Genomic DNA, 24790 nt, shown 5'->3' on the forward strand with positions numbered 1-24790 from the left:
CACTCCAAACAAAAGAGCCTACAACAATTGGAGTTGCAGACTCAGTTTCTCAATTTCCATTTTGATTTGTTGATCATCTTGCTTATTCTCAGCAATTTCAGCAACATTCAGGTCTGGGACTCTTAAATAGTTCTGATAGTAATTGCTTTTCGCACAAGCGGCCATTTGATTTGCTTCGCCTACTTCAATTTTGAAGTATTGAGCTGCTTCCATGCCGTTTAGCCATGTTTCGGCTACCATCATGTCTTTAATCGTATCAATACTTACGCCTTCTTGGAGATTTTCCTCATACACAGCGTGAATAGCAGTTTCTATTCGGTCAAGATCATCAGCAGCTTTACGAAGGTCGTTTGAATTTCCCATAGTAAACATCCATGCTTTATGGATCATCGTCATGCTGTTTGCAGGAATAATAACCTTGTCACCAGCAAGCATAATTACACTAGCAATAGACGCTGCTACCCCATCAACATGTACTGTTTTATAGCCCTTATGACGCTTAAGAACATTATAAATGGCTAATCCAGCAAACACGCTTCCACCGCCACTATTGACAAAAATGTCCAAAGGTTTATTTTCACCAATCTCAGCAAGAAGCTTCAACACATCTTCTGGAGCTGTGTCAGCATCAGTCCATTTATCCCATTCAGATCCTACGATGTCCCCATATATGTACAATTCAGCTTTCTCAACACCATTTTTCACATTTAGCCATTCCATTTATCTATTCACCTCCTCTCGGAATTGGTTTACCTACCATCGAGAGTGGTACGTATGTTCCGTTGACGAGTGGTGTATCCCCATCTGTTACAGGAGGCTTCCCTTCAGTCTTACGAGCCTCATTAGGAGTAAAGATACCTTTGTCAACGGCTTGAGATAGTGCTTCGATTCGAGTCTTAAAGTCGGCTCTAATTACAGCATCAATGTTAAATTCGAAGTTATAGCCACTGTTAAACTCATTCCTCATCAATAACTTGTATGAAATTTCATCTTCTAACGGCACCAGAATGGGCATTAACGTATCGACATAAAATGATTGCTGTTCTGTCTCCACACTGGCATATTTACTGTTGGAGTAATCGTTAAGCATCGACGGTTTGATACCAAAAACTGCACTGATCTGAGTAGCATTGTACTTATTCAGTTCTAAAAACTGCGAATTAACAAGATTTTGTGATAGCTGCTTCAACTCCATACCCAAAGGCAAAGGTAAAATACCGCCAGCATTCTGGCTTCCACCGCCAAGGCTCATTAATTTCTGTTGAATCAGTATTTTCCCCTTCTCATCAAGATCACCAGTGTAATAGACTACAGAACCGGCTGTCAGACCGTTATTGAAGAGTGTATTTATATACTTTTGCCCTGCTTTAGCATTATCAAAGGCTAGACATAGACATTCCCTTGCTGATAAGCCAGTAATGCCATTAAAACTAACACTGGACTTATGATGAATGACCTGATCGTGAGATAGTTTGTATTGCCTACCCTTAATATCCGTATAGACATACCAAACACTCCCGTCATTCGACCATAATCCAGCATCATCAATCCACGGTTGAACTCGTTCGCTATCTAATATATGTAGGCTTTTAACTTTACCTCGCTCGGTATGTACGTAGGCATAGCCATTCCCATAATGATTTTTATGTAATTCTAGGCAACCCCAAAATTGGAATGCAGTCATATGCGGATTTGGTCTACGTAATACGCCATTGAGATAATGTTTATGGTCAATGGTGCTGCTATCGCTCTTATCACGATACAGTTCCAGATCAAGCTTCCCGACACTTTGACTAAGCATCTTAAGACTCGTAAAGTATGTCGCTTCGCCAAGTACATGTGTTCCTATTTGACCATCATTAATCCCGAAAATCTGCATTAAGCCATCACTGACCGAGTTTCTTATGTTGATTGAGCGGTTGATTCTGTTACTGAGAATTCCCAATTATATTTCACTCCTTTCGTGATGTAATGGCAAAAAACAGTCCAACAACAAAAAGAACCGTACTAAGAGTGTACAGCCCTGCAATACAATTTATTAAAAATGTCGTCAGGGTCGCTATTAGCAAGCCTGCGCCTATCAATAAATCGTCAATATAGTCAGCTAGTTTCTTCATTCCATCCCCCAAAATTCCTTTAGATATTCCTCTGTTAATGGCTGAGGAGTATTATCGGCAGCAGTAGTATTAGCAATAGCTCGCGATAGCCCCATAAGCATAGCAATGATTCCATCAATCTTATTTCGACTCTTCTTTTTGTCATATTTAACTCCATTCGAATCTGTAGCAACGACATTACCAGCCATCCAGCTGAGTACAGGATTATTGGAAATGATAAGTCGATTTTCCATAAGGAGGTTCTCGAAATCACTTATTGCTGGTGCCATTGTCTTGCCACCTTGCCCCATTGTAACAACGGTATAATCCTTTTCGAGTGCTGAAATGATACCAATTGCTCCCCAACGGTCAAATCCAATCTCTTCGATAATGTGCTGCCCATTCAGTTCATTAATGTAGCTAAATAGTTGCTCAAAATTAATGAAGTCACCGTCTAAAACAGTCATATATCCTTTATCAACAAAGACATCATATCGAATATTGTCTCGTTCGCTTCGTTCATGGAGGGTGTTTTTCGGAGTAAATAGATGAGGGTAGATGATATATTTGTCACAACTATCATCGTAGAAAACTTGAACGAATGCGGTCACGTCATTTACTGCTGACATATCAAGACCGCACCAACTAGGCAGACCAATTAGCTCTTCTAGTCGGATATCAGCAATACAGTTACGCCACAGATTCATGTTGATTGCGGTTTCGCCTTCAAGTGCAACATGTTGATTGAGATATAATCGCCTAAACGCTGCTTCTCTTGTCTTTAACTTGATAGCTTTTTGTGCCAGATCCTTAACGTCCTCATACTTACGAAATACTCCCAATGCAGGATTAGCCTTGAACCACTGTTCCTCATCATCGAGTTTACAGCCTTTATCAGCTTCATAGATGGCATAGAAAAAGGACTCATTATGAGTCCTACCTGCTTCGATTTCCTTTGCATATGTATATAGTTCCATCTCAAGATTCGTTGGATCGTTGCCTGAAGATGCCGTTGTTAAGGTAAGCAATAGCGGCTCGTCCCAAATCCCCATACCCGTACGCAATTTATCATATAATGCACCGTTCTTTGATTCATGAATTTCATCGAGAATACAGTATAGCCCAGCATAGGAGTCCGCATTAGAGGCATCAGAGCTGATAACCTGTAATTTACTATTCACATTAGGTTTCTCGATGATTTTACGGCTATCTTTTATCTTCACGTACTTTTTAAGGGTAACATTGTTAGAAATCATATACTTAATAGTATCGAACAATTCGCCTGCCTGTTTAGTTGTATTTGCTGTGACCAGGATTGCAGAGCCGAATTCATTTTTACAGTAATAGAGGTAGGTAATGATACAGGCAATAATGAATCCCTTGCCATTCTTACGGGGAATGTTGATGTGAGCCTCACGATATCGCCTGAAGCCATCAGAACGCTTCTTAACACAAATGATGCTGGTACATATCATAAATTGAAACTTGAGAAGTTTAATTTTCTGCCCTTTTTTACCCTTATCTAGCTCCAATTTAGAGACAAAATTATGGAATTTGTGAGCTTCGTCAGCATCGAAATAATACTTATCATCATCATACTTAGCCTGTAACTCTGCTATCCATTTATCAATGTTTCCGCTTGTCTGTATAGCAATCTGCTGATTTGCGTATTCATTCATTCAATCACCTTTACTTTTGGATCATATCCTCCATTTCATAGTCAGAATTATCGTCTGCTTCAAGTATTAATTCCTTCAGTTTGGATCGCTCTCTCGGAGTTAAAGCGAATTCCTTGATAAAGGAAAGCATCTGTTTCATAGCATTATTGGCAATGCTGATTTCCGGAATCTGTTGTCTGTAACCTGTTTCGGTCGTGAAACATAAGTTTCCATTTTTTTTGATTGCCTTCTCCGCTTCGATCCAATGCTGATAACTGGCACATAGAGCAGACAATGCAATATCATCACCATCACGCCATTTTCCATCTCTACTTAATGCAGCGTGTATAAGTTTAAACTTTGCTTTTGCATCGCTATTAAGCCATGATGGAGCTTTAATTTGGTCATCCATTAAATCAACTCCTTCCTTGGGAAACCTCCCCTATTGAAAATATCCTGTTGAGGTGCAAACGAGATTGGGCGCGCGGTGATAGGTTTTTTGCCTCTAACATGTTCCCTACCCCTCACTCTACTTTAGTTGACTAATGCATTTACTCATATCTCCTTTTGTCTTCAGCAGTCTTAGCATTATGACAGGCATGACAAAGAGACCTAAGATTATTCAACGTCAATCTCAGATCCCATCTCAAACTTATTGGCAGAGTATGGTCAACTACATCAGCATTAACAAACCTCTTCACATCCAAGCAATTTTGGCATAGATAATTATCTCTAATCATTGCTGTCAACCTAATGCTTATCCACTCTTTGCTATGATAAAATGCAGCAGCCTTCTTATTCCTCCTGTTCTCATCATAATATTTATTCCTGTCTCGCTTAACCATCTGTTCTTGGTCTTTGTGCTTATCGCAATACTTACTACCAACGTCTATAAGCGCTGAGCAAGCAGCATGACTACATACCTTCTTAATCGGCAAACAAACACAACCTAATTTTGTATATTTCTATATATAGATACGAACAATACGAACATTAACAATATATAGATTGACTAAATCGTCATATTGATATAAATTGGTTATAGTAACCAGAAGTCACAAATTGAATTGAGGTGTTTTCAATGGCTAAAAGCAGCACTCGTAAAGTCTCATCGTCCGCTATGTCTACTAAAGCTTCAAAGGTACTTACATCATCTTCTTCAAGTAAGACAGCTAAATCATTAGCTGGATCTGTTCTTTCTCAATCAAGAGCAGGAAGAAAGTAATCAATTAGAAAGGGTGGTCAAATGTCGTCTGAAATCTTCACTGTAAAGCACGGAGACAAGTGGGCTAACAAAATTGGCGGTAATAATCGTGTCTCAAAAGTATAGAGAGGCTATCGCTGATGCAAGAACTCGTGCTATTAGAGATGGACTCGAACATACGATTCAAGGCAAAAATGGTCAATTTCGTGAAAAGAATTCTTACGGAAACGATCCACGTAATATAAGAGGTTAACATTCATCACTTAATTTTCATAACCTTTTTCTCCTCCAGACATACCCGATGTGTCTGGAGCCTTTTTATCCATATAATAATATTGCTAAACTCTACTCCGTTTCATATTAACTAGTCCTGTCATAATCGTACTCACATTACCAATTCCATCAGTCAATTCACACTCGTGATAATAATCGCCCAAACAATCAATAGTATCAGCACTCTCAAGCCGAAAAATGATCAATCCATTATCCTCATCAACTGTAATCTCTGGTGTCTGCTTATAGATCAAATACTCATTACCATTAAGCGTAGTCATCGCCCATTTAATCGTAGCAGCAGATAGATCAACATTATCCAACTCAACAACTATATCTAATGTATCTCCTGCATATAAGCTGAAATTTTGATTGGTTGACATCTACATTTCACCTCGCAATCTGACGCTTATTTGCCTGCTTGCCTGCAACTGCACCGATAATTGCCTACTCGCCTGTAAATATACCTTTTTGCGGATTGGCGCACTCTCTATAACTCTTGCTACAGACTGAGCCTGAGCCTTTGCAACGATGCGTGCAATTTTTGCAACAGTCGCCCACACACTCGATACAGCAGCAGCCGCGCCGCCCGCGAACGCTCTACGTACCACGCTAACTGATGCTGATGTAGTAGATTGAGCATGTGCAGACACTGAAAATGAACGACCGCCATCGCCCGCTGTGGCTGTTGAATGGGATTGTGCGTTTACTGATACCTTAACCTGTTTAACAACAGCAGCAATAGCATTAGTAGTGCTCTGAGAAGCAACGAAGACTTTAGAAACGACAGTGATAAATGCAGAAGCACTGGAAACAACCGAAGCCGATGCTGTGATGTTGCTATCTGATGATATAGACGCTTCAGCGCTGGACGATGATTGTGCAATTGCACTTATCATACTTGACTTTATGCTGCTGGCTGATGCTGTGGATGCTACATTTGCCTGAGCCTGCACAACTGAAACCTTGACCGCTGCCAATGAAGCGACAGAAATACTGGAAGATGCAGCACTCACATCGTGTACTACTCCCCCGCCTTCGCCATCATCAAGCCAAGTACCGCCCGTTAGAGTCGCATGATAGCCATTGCCTGACTGATCTTGTACCGTTACCGTAGACATATCGTAATGCGCAACTAAAGAAGCACCGTTGTAATACTTTAGATCATATATCTTGCCGCTGCTAAATCCGCTTGAGCCGTTGTTATTATAGATGTACGTAACTAAAGTGGTGGGTAAAGTCAGTACCTCATATTCGTGGCGAACCCCCAACTCTACGAACGGGGTCATATCTGCTTGAGATACCCCATCTCTATTGACTGCGGTTACGTGATCCGCGTTAAATTGGAAGTTGCCAGAGTTTGAATTTTGTTGAATGATATAGCCAAAAGGTTTTCCGATAACTTTACCCCAAGCGTCGATATACTCCGCAGTCATATCAATTACTATTCTCGTAAAGGTGAGGGAGGGGATTTTGAATGCGTCGTCTACCCCATCCAACTGTAGGTAGGTAGCCATCAACTCTCCCCCGTATACGCCTCAGCAATAACGCAAGGTTGAGGGTTAGACTCGTCATGGGTGCATTCGTGCCAGTCAATCGAGCCACCATGAGTATTTACAAACGGCTTGAGGTCATCAAACAGCACTGTCTTGTCTGCCTCTGTATTTACCCACGCCTCAAACGTAAATAGGTCCCTGCCTTGATCATCCTGTGAATCTTGCGTTACTAGTCTCCAAAGTGTGTAACTGTTGATCGTCGCCACTATCGCACTGCCGTCGCTAACTGGTATATATCCTCTGCAACTGTATTTCACGACCTTCACCTCAATCTATAGAGATACTAAGTTGCCCTGTATCAATTCTGAGTTCGTCCGTATCTAACAGCGTCTTTTCTGTGATATCAGCCCAATACAGCAAATTGCCGTTTGTTGCAGCATCCCAAACACCCACATAACGGACAGTTGCCCATGCACCAGTTGCTGTAAAAGTAACGGTTGCATTACTTGTCTTTAAACCACCGGATGCTGCTGCATGTGTCACTGACTGTCTTGCATACCCCGGGCAGTTCGTTCCGTTTGCCTCCGTTGTCGGTTCGTCGCTGGTTATACCTGCCACGTCAGTAAACAATCCTACATACTTTGTTCCGCTGAGTAATGTGTCCAGCACGTTATTTTCTGCATAATTAGATAATGATCCTGCCATATTTTTACACCTCTTATATGATATTTGTAATTTTCGATAAATAAAAAAAGCACCTCGAAGGATGCTTTAAGATTTAATATTCAATTATATTAGTAACTCTGTTGCTGCCTTAACGAGTACACTCTTTATAATTTCAATAGGCATTTTAAATAACTCTATACCTTGCTTACTTGCTATAACTTTCGCTCTATTTACTACATTTTCACTTCTAGCAGCATCTAAAAAATCATGCCCTTTCCATTCAAGTCTTAGCGGTAAAATTTCTTTAATCTCACCAGACGTATCTAATGTTGACATATCTATAGCATCTATTAATCCATATTCATACATAAGTCCAAGGTTATACTGCACCAAACTATTATCATAACCGTCTAATCGTATAACAGAAGCCGGTTCCTCAGATGTTCTATTTTCAATTATCTTTAAAAGTTTGATTATTAATTCCATATCTCTCTTCAAAGTTACCCCTCCTAAAAAATGTGATTAAATATAAATAATACTCATTTAATCCAGTCTCTAAGCTCCTTTAGTAAACTGTAAGATTTAACTAATATAGAATTATTCTTTATAAACTCTTCACCTGTAGGAGTAAGATGAATTAAATTATAATTGTATGCAGTATCGTCAGCCCATAATATCCCTTTGACGTATCCATTTCGACTAATATACCGCATAGCCTCAATAAAATCTTCTTCAATTACACCATACGTATCGTGAGTAAATTTTACATTGCCTTTTTCAACTTCTTTAAGAATCGCATAGTTGAGTTTTTCAGGTTTCACTATATCACCTCTAACATAATATTCGAGAACGCACGTTCTCGTAATTCACATTATATAAGAAATCAACATTTTTGTCATTAGCACCCTTTTATCGAAATAACATTTAGTTTTCCATGCCGAGCTATTGTATAATGATTCATAGTTTATCTAAATTGGAGGGTATGTCTCTATGTCTAAACAAAAGCGAATCACTGAACTATCAGAGTTAGAGCGATTAAAGAGTTTCAAGCGGCCAGTGTCAGTATTCATCCAGTTTGAGTTTATTGATGAGATTTTAATAAAGGATATAATCGAATTTCAAACTGAGATTGAGGGTCAATTAGTCCGTGATTTTATTATTGTTGCTGAGGACACTGAGGATAGTAGATATGTAATGAGTAATTGTCAGTTTTACACTGCTTAGACATTGCGAAGCATAAAGTAAATTTTCCCTTCAGCATAAGATCCAACATGTCTGTTAGTCTCTTGTGTACTCGACTTAATCACATTGTCATTGAATCCATAGTGGAAAGCCAGCATATCTGCGAACGACTTATCAAGGTTGATTACGTCAAATTTGTCCATATGATCGAAGTGACAAATGAGTTCAACAGGCTTGTTAAAATCAACATCAAGTTCAAAAATATCCGGCAGTTCAGACACTGGAAATTTGCTTATCCAGTTAAGGTATGCTTTAGATTTCCGCTGTACTGTCATTCCTCCAAATGTCACCAACTCGTACATGTAGTTCTCACTAAATGGATGAATGTTAACCTTATACATGTTCTCGATTTCAGGATTAAGGTAATCAATTTGTTCCTTGAGTTTCTTATTCTCCTTACTTAGTCCACGTTTCACAGCACCATTCTTCCAATTTTTAACCTTATCTAAGTCTTTAGCGACCTGACGCAATAACTCTTCAATCTTATGTACGAATGCAACATCATTACCATACGCTACTTGTTTATCAGTCAAGACTCTTTCTATGTGTAGTAACACCGTAATCTTCTCATCTGCTGTCCATTTGTTTATGTATGACTTAATATCATCGTATACAGCAAAAACACTGCTTTTACCGTCAATTGTGGCATCCAGCAATGCATTACGCCGTTTTTGTGGAGTAGCAAACCGAACAGCTGCATCAATCTCCTTATCTGTAGCTGATGGATCAATATATACCTTGTTCTTGCGGATAGCCGGAATTACATCAAATGCAATAAATCTTTGGAATGATACTGCAACATCATTCTCTGCTTTCATCAAGAGCAAATAAACGTATTGCTCAGGAATGAAATCACCTTTCCCCACTGATGGGGAATAATCAAAATCAGATAGGAAACCATTTAACCTTTCCCATCTAACGTATTCTCTTCCATTCTTATGTTGAATCCACCCTAATGCTTTGGTTACAGTTTCAGCATCAAATTCAACATTCATACCACTTTCTCTTGCTGCAACTTCAAACAATTCATTTTTAAAAACTTGTACATTACTCATTTTCTTTTCTTCACCTTTTCATATAAATTAGTTTTCGCACAAGCAAAAAAGAGCCATCAACCAATACTGGCGGCTCTCGTTTCTTGCGTCATCTCAACTAATATAGGTGATCCGCTGTATTCTTATCGTCCGCAGCACTCGGATTTATAAATATAGCCATTGGGCATTGTATACAAATCACCAACACTAGGCTGGCGATTATCGGAGGAATTGCGATTGTAATCTCATTGACAATAAAACTGTCGAGAATCGCAAAATATCTAACCATATTATTAATTATCGCATTACCAAATCTAATGCGAAGAGTCCGTGGAAAGATGGGGATCTGCCTGTGGAGGCATAGCGCGGATAATTTATTTTTGACTTGAAATCATATATCGTATTATAATAAATCCAAATGTCGATATAGCTTTTATAAAAATAGGAATGACTGTCATACTCTTATTCTGACGCAAACTAAACTGGTATACCTTTCGCTTCAGTCATTCCCTTCCCATCTAGGTAATCTAATAGAGTATCAAAAAAGTTATATAATATATAGCTTTTTTGATACTTTTTCAATTATAAAAACTTATTTTTTGTGAAATGATGACATAAATACATCATGTTTCGCTTCAAATAATACCTTCATTATAACTGTAATGCGTTTATATCCTCCATCTTTGAGTTTATTATCGTTAAAATAATGAGAAATAATAGCATACATAGTATTTGCATTAATCTTCATCTTCTTGATAATCTCAATATGTTCCCTCATGTTGTCCAGCTTCTCAATAATGTTCTCTTCTTTCTCGTCATCCGTCATTTGCTCATTACGATAGAGTGACTTGTCAATCTGCGACATAGTATCAAGCAAATCAATAACTTTATTAAATTGGTTGTTATTCGCTTTCCCTGCTTCTCTCTTGATAAGCAACTTCTGGATAGTAACATTCTTGATACCATCAGCAGGTTTCGTCTTAATAAATTGCTTCACAATATTATCCATAGGACAATTCCAAGCTGCTTCAATCTCTGTATCTATTTCATTTGCCGTTTTCTTTTTACCCTTCTCTTTCTTCTCCTTTTTTTTATTATCATCAGTTGGTCTATATTTCCACCAAATTGGATGTACGCTAGGTTTACTAATCTGCTTCAACTCTCCATCAATATTCGCTTTACTTTTGCGCTTGGCGCTGTCGATCGCAAGTCCCTGCATAACAATCAACTTAGACAAATCATCATTAAGTGCTGTAGTATCCTCTCCTTTGCTCTGCATGTCCCAAATACTACTAAGCAATAACGCTGCCGAATTTGTAACCGATCCGATAAAGTCATTACATAAACTGATATCAATTTCAGCTTGATCTGTGAGTGATACAGTATACGGCTTCGTTTCATTATCAATATCATGTTGTACAACTGGATACTTCTTGCATTTATTGGAAACTGATACCAACACTTTACTATCGCTAATGTAAACGCAATCGCTGTCCATGTCTGCCCCACTGAATTTAGTGAGTATAGGAACACCGATACAATTGATAACAACAATCGACTTGCTAAGATTCGGCAGATACTCATTAATCAGCGCATTGTCTGTGTTATTAAGCAACACTACATTATTTGCTGCTGTATGAGGACTACGCATAGCACATAAATCCGTATCGAAATCGTACCTTTTACAGTATACTTGATACTTTTTCAATGTACTTTTTTTCTTGGGCTTCATATTTACAGCCTTATACAACATCTCAATGGGGTTAGATAACAGTGTATAGTAATCTGCACCTTTAACACTTACCTTACCACCAAGCAATCCTTTCTTCCAATCCTCTATTTTCTTGGACTTGAACAATCGGAAGAAATCAACACCGATGAATGCAGGATTATGTTGATACAATTTAACCATCATTTCATTTCCATTTACTTCATTACTTGTTCGTTCCAGATGAGCAATAAAGAATTCATGGTCATTCTTCAATTTGTCAAGGTACTCATGATCATACTTGCACAGTGTAGCAATTTGACCCTCTGTAATCAGCAGACTATTAATGTATTGGTACGACAATGTACGAACCGGCTTATTATCCTCCATTCGTCTGCTTGGTTTATCGTGCTTGACAACTCCGAACGAGTTTCCATCTGCTTCAACTCGTTCGCACCAATGTTTCCACATTTGCTTTTTGTCCCCTACCACATGAGCCACCTTCATAAACTTTAGTGTTGATTCGGTTAGGATCATTCGGATATTACTTGCCTTCATATTATTGCCGTATGTATCGGTCAAGTACCAATTATCAAACTCAACACCATCAGGACATTTATCCAACAGGAATTGCTGAATATTAGTACGGAAAGCTGCGGCCTTGAACCAATGCTGACGCAAAAGTTTCATCGACTTATCAGTATCATAAAAATACTCTTCATCGAGCAACGCCTGACCATCCCAGATCTCATTACTAAAGTCAGTTGTCCCTGATTTACTAACCATTTTGCCCTCTGCATCCAATGACACGAGAATAGCGTTGTATCTAAATTTACTTTCCCCTTTATCAATAACAAGGATACTATTTGTATTAATCTCAATCATGTCCTCGACACTTGATGAAGTAAGAGACTCATATGCCAATACGGATACAAAATCTATATCCTTTCTACCGTCTAATTCTAATCCCATACGTCTCCAATTCTTCATCTCCTCATATAAATCAGCACGTACAGCGATAACCTTGCCAGTCCTAGCTGCTGCACTGGTTCGATGACTAATCTTATATTGTGTAACAATACCATTAGCTGATGTGATAGAGAATCCATTCTCATATAGACGTGTGCGTAGTTCCTTATTACTAATCTTAGTCCATGCTACACCAGATTGAATCATTGTTTTCAACTCATCAATTTGCTGTGACAGACTATTAATTTTATCCATCTGAATTTCAATCTTATCCTCATATAGCTTCTTATTCGCTTCGTTTTTAGACATATCATACTTGCTCTGTAACTTCGCCAGAACCGCTTCAAACCTAATCAGTCTGTCCTTTTTGTCGGCTAACATCTCCGCTGGAGTTTTAATCGCTTGCTTAAATGAGATAGAAATAATGGCATTGGATGTGCGCTTAGCCCCATCAGTTGGCACGACTCCCTGTCTAATTAATTCACTTAACTCCAGAGAAGCAGGAAGCATACCTACATACTTAACGTACAACGATTGGTTATACTCATGATGAAGATATAAATGAGAAGCTTGAACTGATGGTATGTAAACAGATGGATGTAAAACGGTCATGTAATTCCTCCTAAAATTTCGGTTTGATTAATTTAATCTGTAACTAAATCTATTACAGTAACTATGCATATAGGTATATAGATGTGCAGATTAGGATAATTAGGGAATCAAGTCCAAGTGCCTGACGCGCAAAGGAAAACCATCTTTGCTTGTCCGCCCCACCAACGAAAAACACGTTGGCGTGACGATGATCTGAATTCGGATATCCAGAAGTCAGAATAAGCCGTGAGGGGTGAAGTGCGTAGCACGAGGGGTGGTACGGCAGGTCTAGCGTTTTGACGGAATTGCGAAGCAATGCTGGCAATAACGATAGAGTTGGTGGATAGCCCCCCTTTCTTTTAATGTTTGACACCAAATCGTGAGATTACTATATATATAGATAATCAGCAATTTTGGAGCCACAGAATTAATGCTTAGAGAAAGACCAGTAATACTTTCCTCTATTGGGATTCGCATTCCCATCCTCTAACACTCTCCGGTTATCCTTGAAACATGCCAACGAATACTGCATCATATTTGAGATTAAATAAGCCTGAAGCTGTTTTATGTCCTTCTGAAGCCGATTGTTATAATCACGTAAATTAAATTTCTCAATTACATGAGATTGCTCATCTTTATATATTTTCTTTCCAACTAGGCAGTCTATGTAATTACTTAGTCCATCCATTTTCTGCTCACTATCCAATATGGCAATCTTATTCAAGTTGAACAAATTCATTATGTACATCATGTATGCATCCCTTTCCTCTCGTTCGCCTAACGCTTTACGCATCTTATTGTTTTCCTTGTTGTCGAGAAGCATATCGCCTATTCGATGGCTAGTAGTTTTTGATTGTAGATATTTAGTCCTTGAAACAGTCTTGGCAGATGAGTATTTGTCATCCGTTACATTGTCAGCGATGATATAATTGCTTCCCTTGCCGAATTTTCCGTTCAATTTGACTAATCCATCTACGCCATCCTGCATAAAAGTTTCTGCTTCTTTGATCATCTGATCGACTGATAGTTTGTAATTATACAGGTCTCGATTTGTGTGATTGTATAAGACAATATGTACTTTATCATTTAAATCCTTGAATCGTTTACGTCCAATACATTGAAGCATAATATCAATATCAAATATGTCGCAGATAATTAATTTAATATTTTCGTCCTTTAAGTCGAAACCATTATCAAGTACGATTGTTGTGAACAGGTATTTGCAATCAAACTTATTCGTCTTAACCATTGATTCAACTCGTTCAAAATCTATGTACTTTGCATATTTTGCATTACTATCGCTACAGACGAACATTGATGAATCTCGATACTTCATATGTAACTCATGAGCTGACTGGATGCTTTTCGCAAAGTAAATGATTTTATCTCTCTCATCGCTGAATCGCTTCTCAATCAATCTTTCGACGCTGCTGAATTTCGTGTAGAACGAAAGAGATGCGATGTTGCTGAAGTTCTTTGGGATAGTATATGTCCATATCTTGTTTACTGATTTCTTTATTACACTTGAATATGATTCATTTATATGAGAAAACAGAATGCTTCCAGTCGCAGACATAAATATACGCACATGATTCTTAAGATTTAATATGGCCTTCAGGGACTCATCAGAGTAATCATTGAATGTGCTATCAGAAGTAAAATAATGCGACTCATCACAAACGATATACTTGAAACGTGAGAAGTCATAGCCTGTTCCGTTTCGCAGTTCACGTTCAACGTTCTGATATAGATCAACCTTGATTCGTGATAAAAACGACTGACCAATCAGTGATACATTCTGCCGAAACAGCTTAGAACGATTGACCAATAGCAAAATGTACGTGTTATCCTGATCAGCTAACTCTTCAAGTTTGTTACGAACAAAGTAAGACTTACCTGATGCTGTACCACTGCTTATAAGAACAATATCTCCACGTTTCCATTGAGTATGTTTATTATGAATCTTATCAGTGACATTTAGTTGAGGCTTATAATCCAATACTAATAATTCCTCCTGTGATTTTGATTGATCGACACCCACCACCAACCGATGATGGATGTCATTGATAACCATTTAGTTTGTTTCGAACCCTTTAATATAAGCACGGCCTTTTGATGTAACTCTTGCGCCATTTGTATATGCTACTAGGATTGGGTTTCCTCTCCCACCTCTCGAAAAACTTATGTTAGCAGCAAGATCTTCCTCCACAATTTCTTCGAGTGCATTATGATATAGTAATTGCTCAACTCCAAGCAATGTCGAATTTAACTTCTCCGAACCCTCAATCGCCTTAAGAATCTTGTACTTTAATTCATCCATTATATAATTCCTCCTGTTTGCCAATTGTAAAATTCTTAAATCTTAAACCCAATACAAATTCATAAATGATTCATCATAACTGCAAGTACATCACCTCCACATAGTATCAAACAGTTTAATCGATAAATTTATGTTTTCTAATGAAGTTTTCAAATTCAGTGTAAATAGCAATTTTATTATCAGAAGCACTGAAAAATGGATCGGAACCAAAAGCAAACTCTTTTTCATCCGTCAAGAAATGAAATACCATTCTCAATAACTCAATTTTCTTTCCGTTATTGGATTCCAATATACTCATATATTTTTCAATCATTTTCTCTGAAAAGTATGCATTTTCTCCCTCATCATCTAAAAGTCGTTTACACCTTTCTAAAAGTGCTTGTTTCTCGTGCTCATTCCGCAAATGATATATAAGGCCTTCATACTGACTTACAGTTTGAGTTCGTGTGTATTCATTACCATCATCATCAATATCTTGATACTCAATCACTTCGTATTCATCAGTTTCAGTGAAAAAAATCTCTTGGATTTTTATTTGCTCAGACTTAGTTAACGACTTTTGGAAGTACTCAGTTGGAATATTCGGGAATTGCTTCTTTAATTGCTCTAACCGCTTCTTCGGTATATTCTTACGACCCTTTATCCAATCGTTCATTGTCTGTCTACTTATATTTAACTCAGACGCCACTTCAGAAAAGTTTTTACCGTAGACTTGTGTTATAAATTCTAGTCCAATCATTAACTTACACCTCTTCATCAATAGCATACAAAGTATGCTTCATGTGGTACATGATATCACGGCATACATTGTATGTCAAACAACAAAGTGGGAGCACAGACGATACTATTTTTTTCCAGTGTGTAATCTCGCCTTCTCTTTAATGGCGAATACCCCCACCTATGCTTTATGTCCTTTCCCACATCCTCTAGATGACCTCCATATTATTATATTTTTATCAACCTGACAGCCGATGAGCTGACTGTCAACGCACTAGGCTTAATGGCTTTTTATACTCGCCTAGTCGAGTTAATGCACTAGAGATTTTTGATACAGCGTTGTACACTCCTCAATGTTATCTAAACTGCCATCAAAATGTTCCACAAACTTTTCGATGTCGGACACATCCTTGATATTGTTATTTAGTATTGCAAACGTTTCGGATTTTTGTTCCACTCCACAGCATCTAATAATGAATGTCAGGAAATCTTGAACATTGGTTTCCCACGACTCCAGCAGAGTTTCGAATGGTGTAGTGGATGTGATAAAGTTAACTTGTGGCATATGTAATTCCTCCTAAGGTTTTGTTTAATCGACATGCTATGTTAACACGCTTATTTCTAGATTAAGCGTGGGAAATGATTGGATTGGTGAAGCGGATTTGAAACTTGAATAGCTATTCGATTTTCAATGTGCTTTGTATATGTTCTTCTTGGTGATGTATACATTATGCACTATTGCATATTTGATTGTCAATGAGTATGTCAAATTAATTTTGCATATTGTATAATGGATATTAGATTGGAGGGGTATTGAAAAGATGTTAGAAGTTAAGCCGCGATTAACTGAAATATTAAAACAACGTGGAATTACTCAATCTAAGTTATCGGAGATGACTGGTGTACCACAGTCTGCAATCAGTCGATTTGACCGTAACACACAACACTCGGATGTTCATGTATTTGCTATCGCTAAAGCACTTGGTGTAAACGTTGAAGAGTTATTCGAAATTACTGGTGAATAAGATGGCCTGCAGACGCAAATAAGACCTCCTCTAGATGAGAAGGTCTTGGTTTTTATACTAACAATACCACTTAGTTTTCTTTATTTTTGGTTTTTGTTCCATATCGATTGTGAATTTCTAGGATTTTTTTGAATAATCCTTCGATATCTAGCACCGCATGCTCTCTAACTATGCCGATACCTTTAACTATTGTGATGTTACTATGTGCTTGTTGTACTTCCTTCACCGTTTCTTCCATGATGCTCTCTCCTAGTTGAATTAATAAGCAAAATATGAAAACACACAATCATTTAAGACTATATATTTCCATGTCACTTTCAATTGTATCAACATGAGCAGGAGTATAATACAGGTAAATACTTGTAGTAAATCTTGAGCGATTGATTTATAATTTTGGCATAAGCCAAAAATCTGGAATAGTTGGATTTGTGCTATCTGATTGACATTGTCACTACTGTGGAAAGGAGATGATCTTAATAAAGCCGTCACTTTACTACCGATTGATATTGTTCCTGTCGGCAATCGTACTATTGTCATATGTAGAGCAACAATGGCAGACAATTGTACTGACTACTATAGCCTTATATGCAGGCATCACAGCAATTGTACATATTGCAAGAAGGTCGAGAAAAGCTCTCCAGTAATGGAGAGCTTTTAATAATCACAGCAGTCTTTAACATTGCAATTAACTCATCCAAGCTAGAATAGGAGAGAAGCCGTTTTAAGCCCCTCCCTATGTAATCTTTAGTAGGTTGTTAATTATACTTACCAATTAGTTGCTTGCTTTTAAAGTCAATTACTGTAATCGATGGACTGAGCATTGTTTTTATGAGTGCCATTTCCTTATCGCTGTACGCACCGAATTGTTTGATAAATTCAACTGCCTCTTCTTCCATTTTCTTTCCGTCAAGTTTAAATGTCGGTGCTTTCTTTCTTTCCATGATGTCACCTCTTGATGTAGTTGTAAGTACGATCATAACATAAATAGTTATCATCTGACATCAACATTATCACAGCAGAGATCAACTCATACAAGCAAATCGCAGGACAGTCTATATTTGAAATCGGGGACGGTTAGGCTTATATTTTGACACCAAAAAAGCTCACCTCAACATCATCTGAGGGAGCTTTCAATTTTAAGACCTCCATAGTCCGTTATTTTATCATCATTCCATTTTTTTCGAACCATTGATACCATACTAGAAATATCGCTTTTACTGCACCTGCCAACATTTCAACTTCTACTTGGTTGGATGTATCGCCTGTTCCTACTCTAAGATGCATCCATTCTAATACGATTAAATCAAGTCTAGCATTTACAGTAGTTTAAACGAACAAATTCGTTGAAATCATCGCAGACACTTCTCAAACTGGAATAATGCACCTCTAAACGATTTACGATTTCATTGTAGTATAGAGCATAGTAGTCATCATCCAACTCAATTATTGTCATCATGACTGAAGCAGCCATCACATGTATAAATAGACTTTCACCTTTCTTACTAAAGTATTGATAGTCTTTATCTTCTTCCATTATCGCATCATGAACTTTATATGAGAATGGTAAAGCAAGTGAGACTATTCCCATAGCTGAAATGTCATTCACTTTCTTTTTCCTCCAAAACATGCAGTTACACCTCAAGAAATTGTATTTTCACCTGGTCAGAAATGTTTGTTCATTGTTTAATTTACTTTTGCTACATGATTACTGTTTTCTGGTATTTGACACGAATCAACACTTCTGTCAACGGAACGAAGCACCTAGCATTCTTTTGTTGTCCTTAACCCAATATTCAACCATGTAAGTGGAAATCTCTCGATCTCCTAACACTGGTTTTATGGCATCAAGCTTCTCCTCTAGAACTTTCTCTTCAGGAGTATTAACTTCCACGTCGAAAACTACTTGGTAGCAAGTTTCACTGGTACAATTAATATTACCATTAGTCGAAGGCATCTTATCGTTTTCTTTATAGGTGTTCACAGTATGTTCGGGCAAGTCTTTAAGCCCATCTAAACCCAATTCTTTCAACGTAGGTTCTGGCCTTGGAGTTGGAGTAGACAAATCCTTAGTTGTCTCTTTAGGTGTTTCTTTCGGCTTCTGTGTCTCTTTAGGTGCTGAGATTTCCTGTGAGTCTTCCGTTGTACCACCGTCTAACTCTACAGCCATGCCCATGCATCCTATCAGGAATAATACTGCCCCTGTTACCAACCATTTTTTTGATACTTTCTTACCTGCTTTTCCCTTTTTGTAACCTAATGCCAGAACGCCTAATCCTACTAATAGTAAAAAAATTGCCAATGCCATAAATGACTCCCCATTCATAATTTCCTCACTATCACTTATACGATTCATTAGTTTGATTCACACTGAATTGCATGCGACTCGCATAATCATTTGTATCACAGTCTTTCTCTTCAACATAATTATACATCAACATAGGAAATATGTCCCAGAAAAATTCAAATCTCACAATACTCACACTCTCAATATCCCTTATCTCAAACCATTCACCATCCACCATGAACCTCCTCTGTTGCGTGTCTATGCGGTCTACAACGTCCTCTACAGTCAGCTCCTAAGAAGGATACAGTTCTATCTTGCGGTGACTTAGAGAATCATTTAGGGCGTTTGTGATGAGATATCCCGTTCCTGTTCATCCAGAGTTTAATAATTCAATACTCGGGAATGTTTGCTCCTGTATCAATGATATAAAAAAACGATAAAACCGACTTCAACTCCAAGACAGTGTGAAATCGGTTTTATCAGTCTTGAAAATATTATTCTTCAAGATAAAGATTCTCAAGTGGTGAATGGCGCTCATGTTTTTTAGAGATGTCAGACGAAAAGAGATTTACATAGGTTCTTACCATATCGAGTGTAGCATGACCAAGAATAATTTGAAGGGACAATGGATCGCCTCCATTCATCACATACATCTTGGCCATCGTGTGTCGAAATGTATGTGGGCTGACCCTTACTCCCGTGACTCCAGCTGCAACTCCTATTTCTGAGATTACTTCTTGTATCGTTCGTTTTTTGATTGGGGAATTGTCAATGTTAATGAATAGAAAATCATGGTCTAATAGACCTCGAATCGAGATGTATTCCTTGAGGTGTCGTTCAAGAGTTCTCTGGAAGGGTACAAATCGTTCTTTTCGGCCTTTACCAAAAACCTTAATCCTTTTTTCTTTCCAATTAATATTTGGAATCAGAATTCCTTCACACTCAGATATACGAACACCAGTATCAAGTAAAAGCAGCATAACTACAAAATTTCGATATCCAGTAAAGGTCTGCTTATTTGGGGTTTCAAGTAGTTGTTTAATCTGAGGCTTGCTGAATGTTTCAATTATACGACGCTCAGACTTGATTTTAGCCACTTTATCAAAAGGATTACTTGTAAGATAACCCTCGGTGTTTAAGAAGTTAAAGAATGCTCTCCAACCTCTAAGATACTTGTCAATTGTAGCATCTACAGCACCTTCTTGTCTTTTGGATAGAATACATTCATGAATAGCATCCGCATCAACATCCATCGGACGCTTAATGCCCCTTGATTCCATCATTCGTGAAAGCATCGATAATACATCCTTGTAATAAGTAATCGTTCCATCAGACAGATTTCGAATACAACAGTGACGAATAAAAGTTGTTGTTGCAGATTGAAATTCTTCTGCTTCAACTGAATTATTTACTGCGTCATATCCATGTACAGCAATTGTATTCTTCCTTCTCACTGGTTTTGACTTTTCAGACATAAAAAAGCACCCTCTCTTCACGTTTTTTTCGTATTAAAACGAATTAAGCGCGATTATAAGGTGCTAATCTTACCCGATAGATCATACTGATCACACAGGATTTTGTATTTTACGCATCGTAATATACTGACATTTTCTAATGGTCAAATTCGCAAGAAACCATAGAGAAAACCCCATAACTACGGGTTTCATTATGTGGTGCCGAGGACGGGAATCGAACCCGTACGGTGGTCACCCACCGCAGGATTTTAAGTCCTGTGCGTCTGCCAGTTCCGCCACCCCGGCACGGTAAATCCTTCTACAAATGGTGGGCCCTGAGGGACTCGAACCCCCGACCAATCGGTTATGAGCCGACCGCTCTAACCAACTGAGCTAAGGGCCCTCGCTTCTATAAATGAGTACACATTTAGTCGAAAGTTTGGTTGCGGGGGCAGGATTTGAACCTGCGGCCTTCGGGTTATGAGCCCGACGAGCTACCGAGCTGCTCCACCCCGCGTCATCCAATATTTGCAGAAGTATTTTAACGGCGACATGAAATAATATACTATATAACATGCCATATAGTCAAGCATTATTTTCTAATTTTACTTACGGCAAATATCTAACTCCGTATCTTCCCTTCCTGGACCGGAATATTTCCGCTTCCTGCGGACAATCGTAGCCGTAAATCCACCAGTCGTTTTCCATACGTCTTAACAAGCAGCCCGCCTGAAATTTGGTGTCATACAGCCGAAGCCAATATACCCATCTCATCATTGCCATATCCCCCACTTGCATCTTATCGGTTAATGATTAGAATACCCAAATTCGGTCGATTGCAAGCATTATTCGTTCTTAGCATACCAACGATTAGGGTATACTATAAGAAAGTAAAGCCCGAAGGAGCTGATGAGATGCAGTACGGTATAGCCATCTTCCCGGATAAAAGCGTCCAGGACGAAGCGAACAAATGGAGAATACGCTACGATCCGCATTACTGCCATATTCCGGCTCATATGACGCTTCGCGATCCAGAGGACTGGGATAAGGCGACGCTTGAGGCGGTCGTCCGGCATTTGGAACAGGTAGCTGCCGCTATTCAGCCGTTCACCGTTCATTTTAACCGTGTTTCCACCTTTTTCCCGGTCAATCATGTGCTCTATTTCGCCCTTGAAGACCCCGCTCCTGTCGAGAAGCTCCACAATGCCATTTGCGGCGGTCCGCTGGCATTGCACGAGGATCGATTCGTTTTCACACCACATGTCACCATAGGCCAGAATATGGCTTCTGACGAGCTCCATGACATATACGGCAATCTTCGAATGAAAGAATTATCCTTGACTTCTACTATCGATCGCTTCCATCTGTTATACCAGACGGAGCAAGGCGGTTGGACCTCTCATCAGTCGTTTCAACTCGGGGATGCGCCACAAGCCAAATAGACAAAAAATCCGCAAGCGCCGAAACGCTTGCGGATCGTGATTCAACTTATTCAGAGGTATTGCTCGTTGAAACAGTATCGTCCGCTGCGGAGTCATCAGTGGCAGGTTCGTCAACTGCCGCATCCTCTGATGATGCTTCGCTACTTGCTTCAGCAGCTGTATCTTCTGCCGGCACCTCTTCCGTTACTTCCTCCGTTACTTCTTCTTCCGTTACTCTTGGCATTGGCATCGGCTCGATGACGCCGCCATCCGCTCCAGGTATGCGCTGAAGAATCTCATTGCCTCTCACTTCCCATTCCGCGAGCGCCTGACGGGTATCCATCTCGCCGCTCATCACCTTCTGGAACATCTCCCGGCCTACGTTTTGCACATCCCATATGCCCGGATTGTCCTGATAGATCCGTTCCTCGTCGACAGTGGACGGCGGAATCGGCTTAAGCGTCGTGAACGCATTGACATTGTAGTCCATTCCCGCGATCGGCTTCAGGAATTCCTTGCGTGCGACCAGTTCATGCAAGCTTCTGGATTTCAGCCTCGCCCAATCCTCACTGTTGGAGAATTTGATGAAATCCCATGCGCCTTCCGGGTTAGGCGACTTCGTGTTAATCCCCATCAGCTGGCTCAGATAAATATTGCCGCCAATGTCCGGAGCGCTTGAATGCGTCGGCACCGTCACAACGTCCCAGTCCACCATTTCGAAGTTTTCAATTTTGTCAGCGTTGTCGTTCGCCCTTCTCAGCTCATTGATATAATAATAGCCGTCGATCGTCATCGCGACTTTGCCTTTCAGGAACAGGTCGCCGCCGAACGGATCGTACGTATATGAGCCGTCGCTGGAGGCCATTTTGTTGTACATTATTTGCATGAATTCTTCATCCGGGACAATATCTTCTTGGTACAGCTTGTAGACGGTATCCCATGCATCGGCCCAACCATCGGTGTTCACCAGCATTTTCTCGCCTTTGTCATCCCACATCTTCAGTTGCAAGCTCTCGCTATAACTCATTACGCTGCTGAAGCCGTCATTGCTCCAGCGATTGAACGAGAAGCCGAATGTCCGGTCCTCGCCTTCGCCGCTGCTCACTTGACGGGCCAGGTTGAGAATGTCGGCCCACTGCATTTTATCCTGCGGCGGCTCGATATTGTTGTCGGCGAAGATCTTCTTGTTGTAATAAAGCGCAGAAGATGTGAAGGTAGGCGTCAATGCGAATATCTGATTGTCGCCGGCTTGCTTGATGCCTTCAATGACCGTATCGACGTAGTCCGTCAAATCGAATTTATCCTTCTGGATTAGCGGATCAAGCGGCTGCAGCAGGTTGTCTTGCGTGAATCTGCGCAGCATACCATAGTCGATGACGACAACGTCGACGGGATTGTTGCCCGTCATGAGATTTTTCATTTCCTCGTAAGGATTGGGCCGCTCCACTTCTTCACCGGGCTTCTGTTGCATATACCGCTGATCATCGTAATTGACGGCCGTGACAATCTCGAACTGGACATTCGGATTCATCATTTCATACATATCCGTGTACTGCTGGCGGAAGTACGGCTCATTTTCGGGACCGCCATACAGCACCCCGATGCGCACGACCTGATTTTCCTGCTTGCCTGGATCATCGCCGCCGCTGCAGCCGGCGAGCAAGCCCGTCGCCAGTGCGAGAGTCATGCCCGTTGCCGTCCACTTCTTCCACTTCTTACTTGTTAAATCATTGCTCATCATCTCATTCTCCCCCCAATGATTTAGGTGCAGTTATAATAATGCGCTCCCCGTCGAACTCCATCGACGCCTTGTCCTTAATGCCCAGCTCCGACAAAAATTCCTTCGGAACCTGCAGGCGGCCGACGCGATCGACGACAACATAGGCTTCATGCACTTGCTGCAAGCCTTTGCCCGGCGTCTGGGGCAGCTCGCCGCCTTCGCCGATGTTAGGGTTGCGCTTAATAAACTCGGTGCTCGTCAATCCGTCGCGAATTGCGACGACGCGGTCCACCTTGCTGGCCAGCGTCATATCATGCGTAACAATGACGATTGTAACGCCCAGTTCCTTGTTCAAGCGGCGGAATATGCCCATGATCAAATCTGAAGTTGCCGTATCGACCGAGCCGGTCGGCTCATCCGCAAGCAGAAGCTTCGGGCGGTTCGATAACGATATCGCCATCGCGACGCGCTGCTGCTCGCCGCCGGAGAGCTGATGCAGCTTATTGTGCATGCGCTCCTTCAGACCAACCCACTCCAGCAGCTGCTTTGCGTATTCACGGTCCACTTTGCCGGACAGGATCATCGGCATTTCCACATTTTCCAGCGCAGACAGATAGGGCAGCAGATTCCGGGCATTGTTTTGCCAGATGAAGCCTACCGTCTCCCGCTTGTATTTGACGAGATCCTCCTCCGTAATTTTAAGCAAGTCCCAAGGACCGACCTTCACCTGGCCGGCGGAAGGGCGGTCCAGACCGCCCAGCGTATTGAGCAGCGTCGACTTGCCGCTGCCGCTGTTGCCGATGATGGCCATCAGCTCGCCTTCCTCCACCTTCAGGTTCAAGCCTTGCAGAGCTACGACTTCCAAGTCATCCGTCTTATATATTTTTACGAGGCCTTCGCAATCAATCATTC

The 24790-nt window shown here is 40.1% G+C and carries 29 protein-coding genes and 3 tRNA genes; 4 read left to right on the plus strand and 28 right to left on the minus strand.

Annotation, left to right across the window (positions count from 1 at the left end; all coding sequences use genetic code 11):
• Nucleotides 1-18: 18 nt before the first annotated feature.
• From M6D81_RS11815 to M6D81_RS31690, 6 genes are all read right to left on the minus strand, one after another.
• On the minus strand, nt 19-720 hold the full coding sequence (locus M6D81_RS11815) for a head maturation protease, ClpP-related (RefSeq protein ID WP_262677095.1): 702 nt from the start codon (nt 718-720) through the stop codon (nt 19-21).
• Between the two features lie 4 nt (nt 721-724).
• Nucleotides 725-1945, minus strand: coding sequence for a phage portal protein (locus M6D81_RS11820; RefSeq protein ID WP_262677096.1), 1221 nt, complete (start codon nt 1943-1945; stop codon nt 725-727).
• Between the two features lie 7 nt (nt 1946-1952).
• Nucleotides 1953-2117, minus strand: coding sequence for a DUF1056 family protein (locus tag M6D81_RS31800; protein WP_410795726.1), 165 nt, complete (start codon nt 2115-2117; stop codon nt 1953-1955).
• Nucleotides 2114-3775 (minus strand): terminase large subunit, encoded by a 1662-nt coding sequence (locus tag M6D81_RS11825; RefSeq protein ID WP_262677098.1) that lies wholly within the window; start codon nt 3773-3775, stop codon nt 2114-2116. The genes M6D81_RS31800 and M6D81_RS11825 overlap by 4 nt, the downstream gene beginning before the upstream one ends.
• Before the next feature lie 10 nt (nt 3776-3785).
• Entirely contained in the window at nt 3786-4166 is a 381-nt protein-coding gene (locus M6D81_RS11830; RefSeq protein WP_262677099.1) for a phage terminase small subunit P27 family, read from the minus strand.
• Nucleotides 4167-4305: 139 nt separating this feature from the next.
• On the minus strand, nt 4306-4599 hold the full coding sequence (locus M6D81_RS31690) for an HNH endonuclease (protein ID WP_317259117.1): 294 nt from the start codon (nt 4597-4599) through the stop codon (nt 4306-4308).
• Nucleotides 4600-5067: 468 nt separating this feature from the next.
• Between M6D81_RS31690 and M6D81_RS31805 the strand changes: the two genes are divergently transcribed.
• A complete protein-coding gene (locus M6D81_RS31805) occupies nt 5068-5211 on the plus strand; it encodes a DUF2188 domain-containing protein (protein WP_410795727.1) in 144 nt (47 codons plus the stop codon).
• An 85-nt stretch (nt 5212-5296) separates the two neighbouring features.
• Here the strand turns inward: M6D81_RS31805 and M6D81_RS11840 are convergent, their stop codons facing one another.
• The 5 genes from M6D81_RS11840 to M6D81_RS11860 form a co-directional block, all read right to left on the minus strand.
• Nucleotides 5297-5614 carry a hypothetical protein gene (locus tag M6D81_RS11840; protein ID WP_262677101.1) on the minus strand — a complete coding sequence of 106 codons (318 nt, stop codon included), beginning with the start codon at nt 5612-5614 and terminating at the stop codon, nt 5297-5299.
• A complete protein-coding gene (locus tag M6D81_RS11845) occupies nt 5615-6748 on the minus strand; it encodes a hypothetical protein (protein WP_262677102.1) in 1134 nt (377 codons plus the stop codon).
• A 306-nt stretch (nt 6749-7054) separates the two neighbouring features.
• A complete protein-coding gene (locus M6D81_RS11850; protein WP_262677104.1) occupies nt 7055-7432 on the minus strand; it encodes a phage tail fiber protein in 378 nt (125 codons plus the stop codon).
• An 84-nt stretch (nt 7433-7516) separates the two neighbouring features.
• Nucleotides 7517-7891: a DUF2513 domain-containing protein gene (locus M6D81_RS11855; protein WP_262677105.1), complete on the minus strand. Its 375-nt coding sequence runs from the start codon at nt 7889-7891 to the stop codon at nt 7517-7519.
• 41 nt (nt 7892-7932) lie between these two features.
• Complete coding sequence (locus M6D81_RS11860; protein ID WP_262677106.1) at nt 7933-8214, minus strand: YjcQ family protein; 282 nt, start codon at nt 8212-8214, stop codon at nt 7933-7935.
• 169 nt (nt 8215-8383) lie between these two features.
• On the opposite strand from M6D81_RS11860, the gene M6D81_RS11865 reads away from it, so the two are divergent.
• On the plus strand, nt 8384-8617 hold the full coding sequence (locus tag M6D81_RS11865) for a hypothetical protein (protein WP_262677108.1): 234 nt from the start codon (nt 8384-8386) through the stop codon (nt 8615-8617).
• Here M6D81_RS11865 and M6D81_RS11870 read toward each other — a convergent pair.
• The 6 genes from M6D81_RS11870 to M6D81_RS11895 form a co-directional block, all read right to left on the minus strand.
• Complete coding sequence (locus M6D81_RS11870) at nt 8614-9690, minus strand: BRO-N domain-containing protein (protein WP_262677109.1); 1077 nt, start codon at nt 9688-9690, stop codon at nt 8614-8616. The genes M6D81_RS11865 and M6D81_RS11870 overlap by 4 nt on opposite strands.
• A 571-nt stretch (nt 9691-10261) precedes the next feature.
• Complete coding sequence (locus tag M6D81_RS11875; protein ID WP_262677111.1) at nt 10262-12958, minus strand: hypothetical protein; 2697 nt, start codon at nt 12956-12958, stop codon at nt 10262-10264.
• A 406-nt stretch (nt 12959-13364) separates the two neighbouring features.
• Nucleotides 13365-15011, minus strand: a complete 1647-nt coding sequence (locus M6D81_RS11880; protein ID WP_262677112.1) for a DEAD/DEAH box helicase family protein — start codon at nt 15009-15011, stop codon at nt 13365-13367.
• Nucleotides 15012-15257 (minus strand): hypothetical protein, encoded by a 246-nt coding sequence (locus M6D81_RS11885; protein WP_262677114.1) that lies wholly within the window; start codon nt 15255-15257, stop codon nt 15012-15014.
• A gap of 115 nt (nt 15258-15372) precedes the next feature.
• Entirely contained in the window at nt 15373-15996 is a 624-nt protein-coding gene (locus tag M6D81_RS11890) for a helix-turn-helix domain-containing protein (RefSeq protein ID WP_262677115.1), read from the minus strand.
• A 288-nt stretch (nt 15997-16284) separates the two neighbouring features.
• Nucleotides 16285-16539: a hypothetical protein gene (locus M6D81_RS11895; protein ID WP_262677116.1), complete on the minus strand. Its 255-nt coding sequence runs from the start codon at nt 16537-16539 to the stop codon at nt 16285-16287.
• A gap of 256 nt (nt 16540-16795) precedes the next feature.
• Here M6D81_RS11895 and M6D81_RS11900 point away from each other — a divergent pair, with 256 nt between their 5' ends.
• Nucleotides 16796-16999, plus strand: coding sequence for a helix-turn-helix domain-containing protein (locus M6D81_RS11900; protein ID WP_262677117.1), 204 nt, complete (start codon nt 16796-16798; stop codon nt 16997-16999).
• Nucleotides 17000-17069: 70 nt separating this feature from the next.
• Here M6D81_RS11900 and M6D81_RS11905 read toward each other — a convergent pair whose 3' ends face one another.
• The 9 genes from M6D81_RS11905 to M6D81_RS11945 all read right to left on the minus strand — a co-directional run bounded on the left by M6D81_RS11905 (nt 17070) and on the right by M6D81_RS11945 (nt 21514).
• Nucleotides 17070-17237, minus strand: a complete 168-nt coding sequence (locus M6D81_RS11905) for a hypothetical protein (RefSeq protein WP_262677118.1) — start codon at nt 17235-17237, stop codon at nt 17070-17072.
• Between the two features lie 517 nt (nt 17238-17754).
• A complete protein-coding gene (locus tag M6D81_RS11910; RefSeq protein WP_262677120.1) occupies nt 17755-17940 on the minus strand; it encodes a hypothetical protein in 186 nt (61 codons plus the stop codon).
• Nucleotides 17941-18308: 368 nt separating this feature from the next.
• On the minus strand, nt 18309-18605 hold the full coding sequence (locus M6D81_RS11915; RefSeq protein WP_262677121.1) for a hypothetical protein: 297 nt from the start codon (nt 18603-18605) through the stop codon (nt 18309-18311).
• 138 nt (nt 18606-18743) lie between these two features.
• Nucleotides 18744-19304, minus strand: coding sequence for a hypothetical protein (locus tag M6D81_RS11920; protein WP_262677122.1), 561 nt, complete (start codon nt 19302-19304; stop codon nt 18744-18746).
• Between the two features lie 473 nt (nt 19305-19777).
• Nucleotides 19778-20758 (minus strand): tyrosine-type recombinase/integrase, encoded by a 981-nt coding sequence (locus tag M6D81_RS11925; protein WP_262677124.1) that lies wholly within the window; start codon nt 20756-20758, stop codon nt 19778-19780.
• A gap of 196 nt (nt 20759-20954) precedes the next feature.
• Nucleotides 20955-21043, minus strand: a tRNA-Leu gene (locus tag M6D81_RS11930).
• Between the two features lie 20 nt (nt 21044-21063).
• Nucleotides 21064-21140, minus strand: a tRNA-Ile gene (locus tag M6D81_RS11935).
• A gap of 37 nt (nt 21141-21177) precedes the next feature.
• Nucleotides 21178-21254, minus strand: a tRNA-Met gene (locus M6D81_RS11940).
• Nucleotides 21255-21346: 92 nt separating this feature from the next.
• Nucleotides 21347-21514, minus strand: coding sequence for a hypothetical protein (locus tag M6D81_RS11945; protein ID WP_262677241.1), 168 nt, complete (start codon nt 21512-21514; stop codon nt 21347-21349).
• A gap of 137 nt (nt 21515-21651) precedes the next feature.
• Between M6D81_RS11945 and M6D81_RS11950 the strand changes: the two genes are divergently transcribed.
• Entirely contained in the window at nt 21652-22179 is a 528-nt protein-coding gene (locus M6D81_RS11950; RefSeq protein WP_262677125.1) for a 2'-5' RNA ligase family protein, read from the plus strand.
• A 46-nt stretch (nt 22180-22225) separates the two neighbouring features.
• On the opposite strand, the gene M6D81_RS11955 is transcribed toward M6D81_RS11950, so the two are convergent.
• Nucleotides 22226-23899, minus strand: a complete 1674-nt coding sequence (locus tag M6D81_RS11955) for an ABC transporter substrate-binding protein (protein ID WP_262677126.1) — start codon at nt 23897-23899, stop codon at nt 22226-22228.
• A 1-nt stretch (nt 23900) separates the two neighbouring features.
• Complete coding sequence (locus M6D81_RS11960; RefSeq protein ID WP_262677127.1) at nt 23901-24788, minus strand: ABC transporter ATP-binding protein; 888 nt, start codon at nt 24786-24788, stop codon at nt 23901-23903.
• Nucleotides 24789-24790: the final 2 nt, after the last annotated feature.

The sequence above is a fragment of the Paenibacillus sp. J5C2022 genome, from assembly GCF_025567625.1.
In the GTDB taxonomy this organism is placed as follows: domain Bacteria; phylum Bacillota; class Bacilli; order Paenibacillales; family Paenibacillaceae; genus Pristimantibacillus.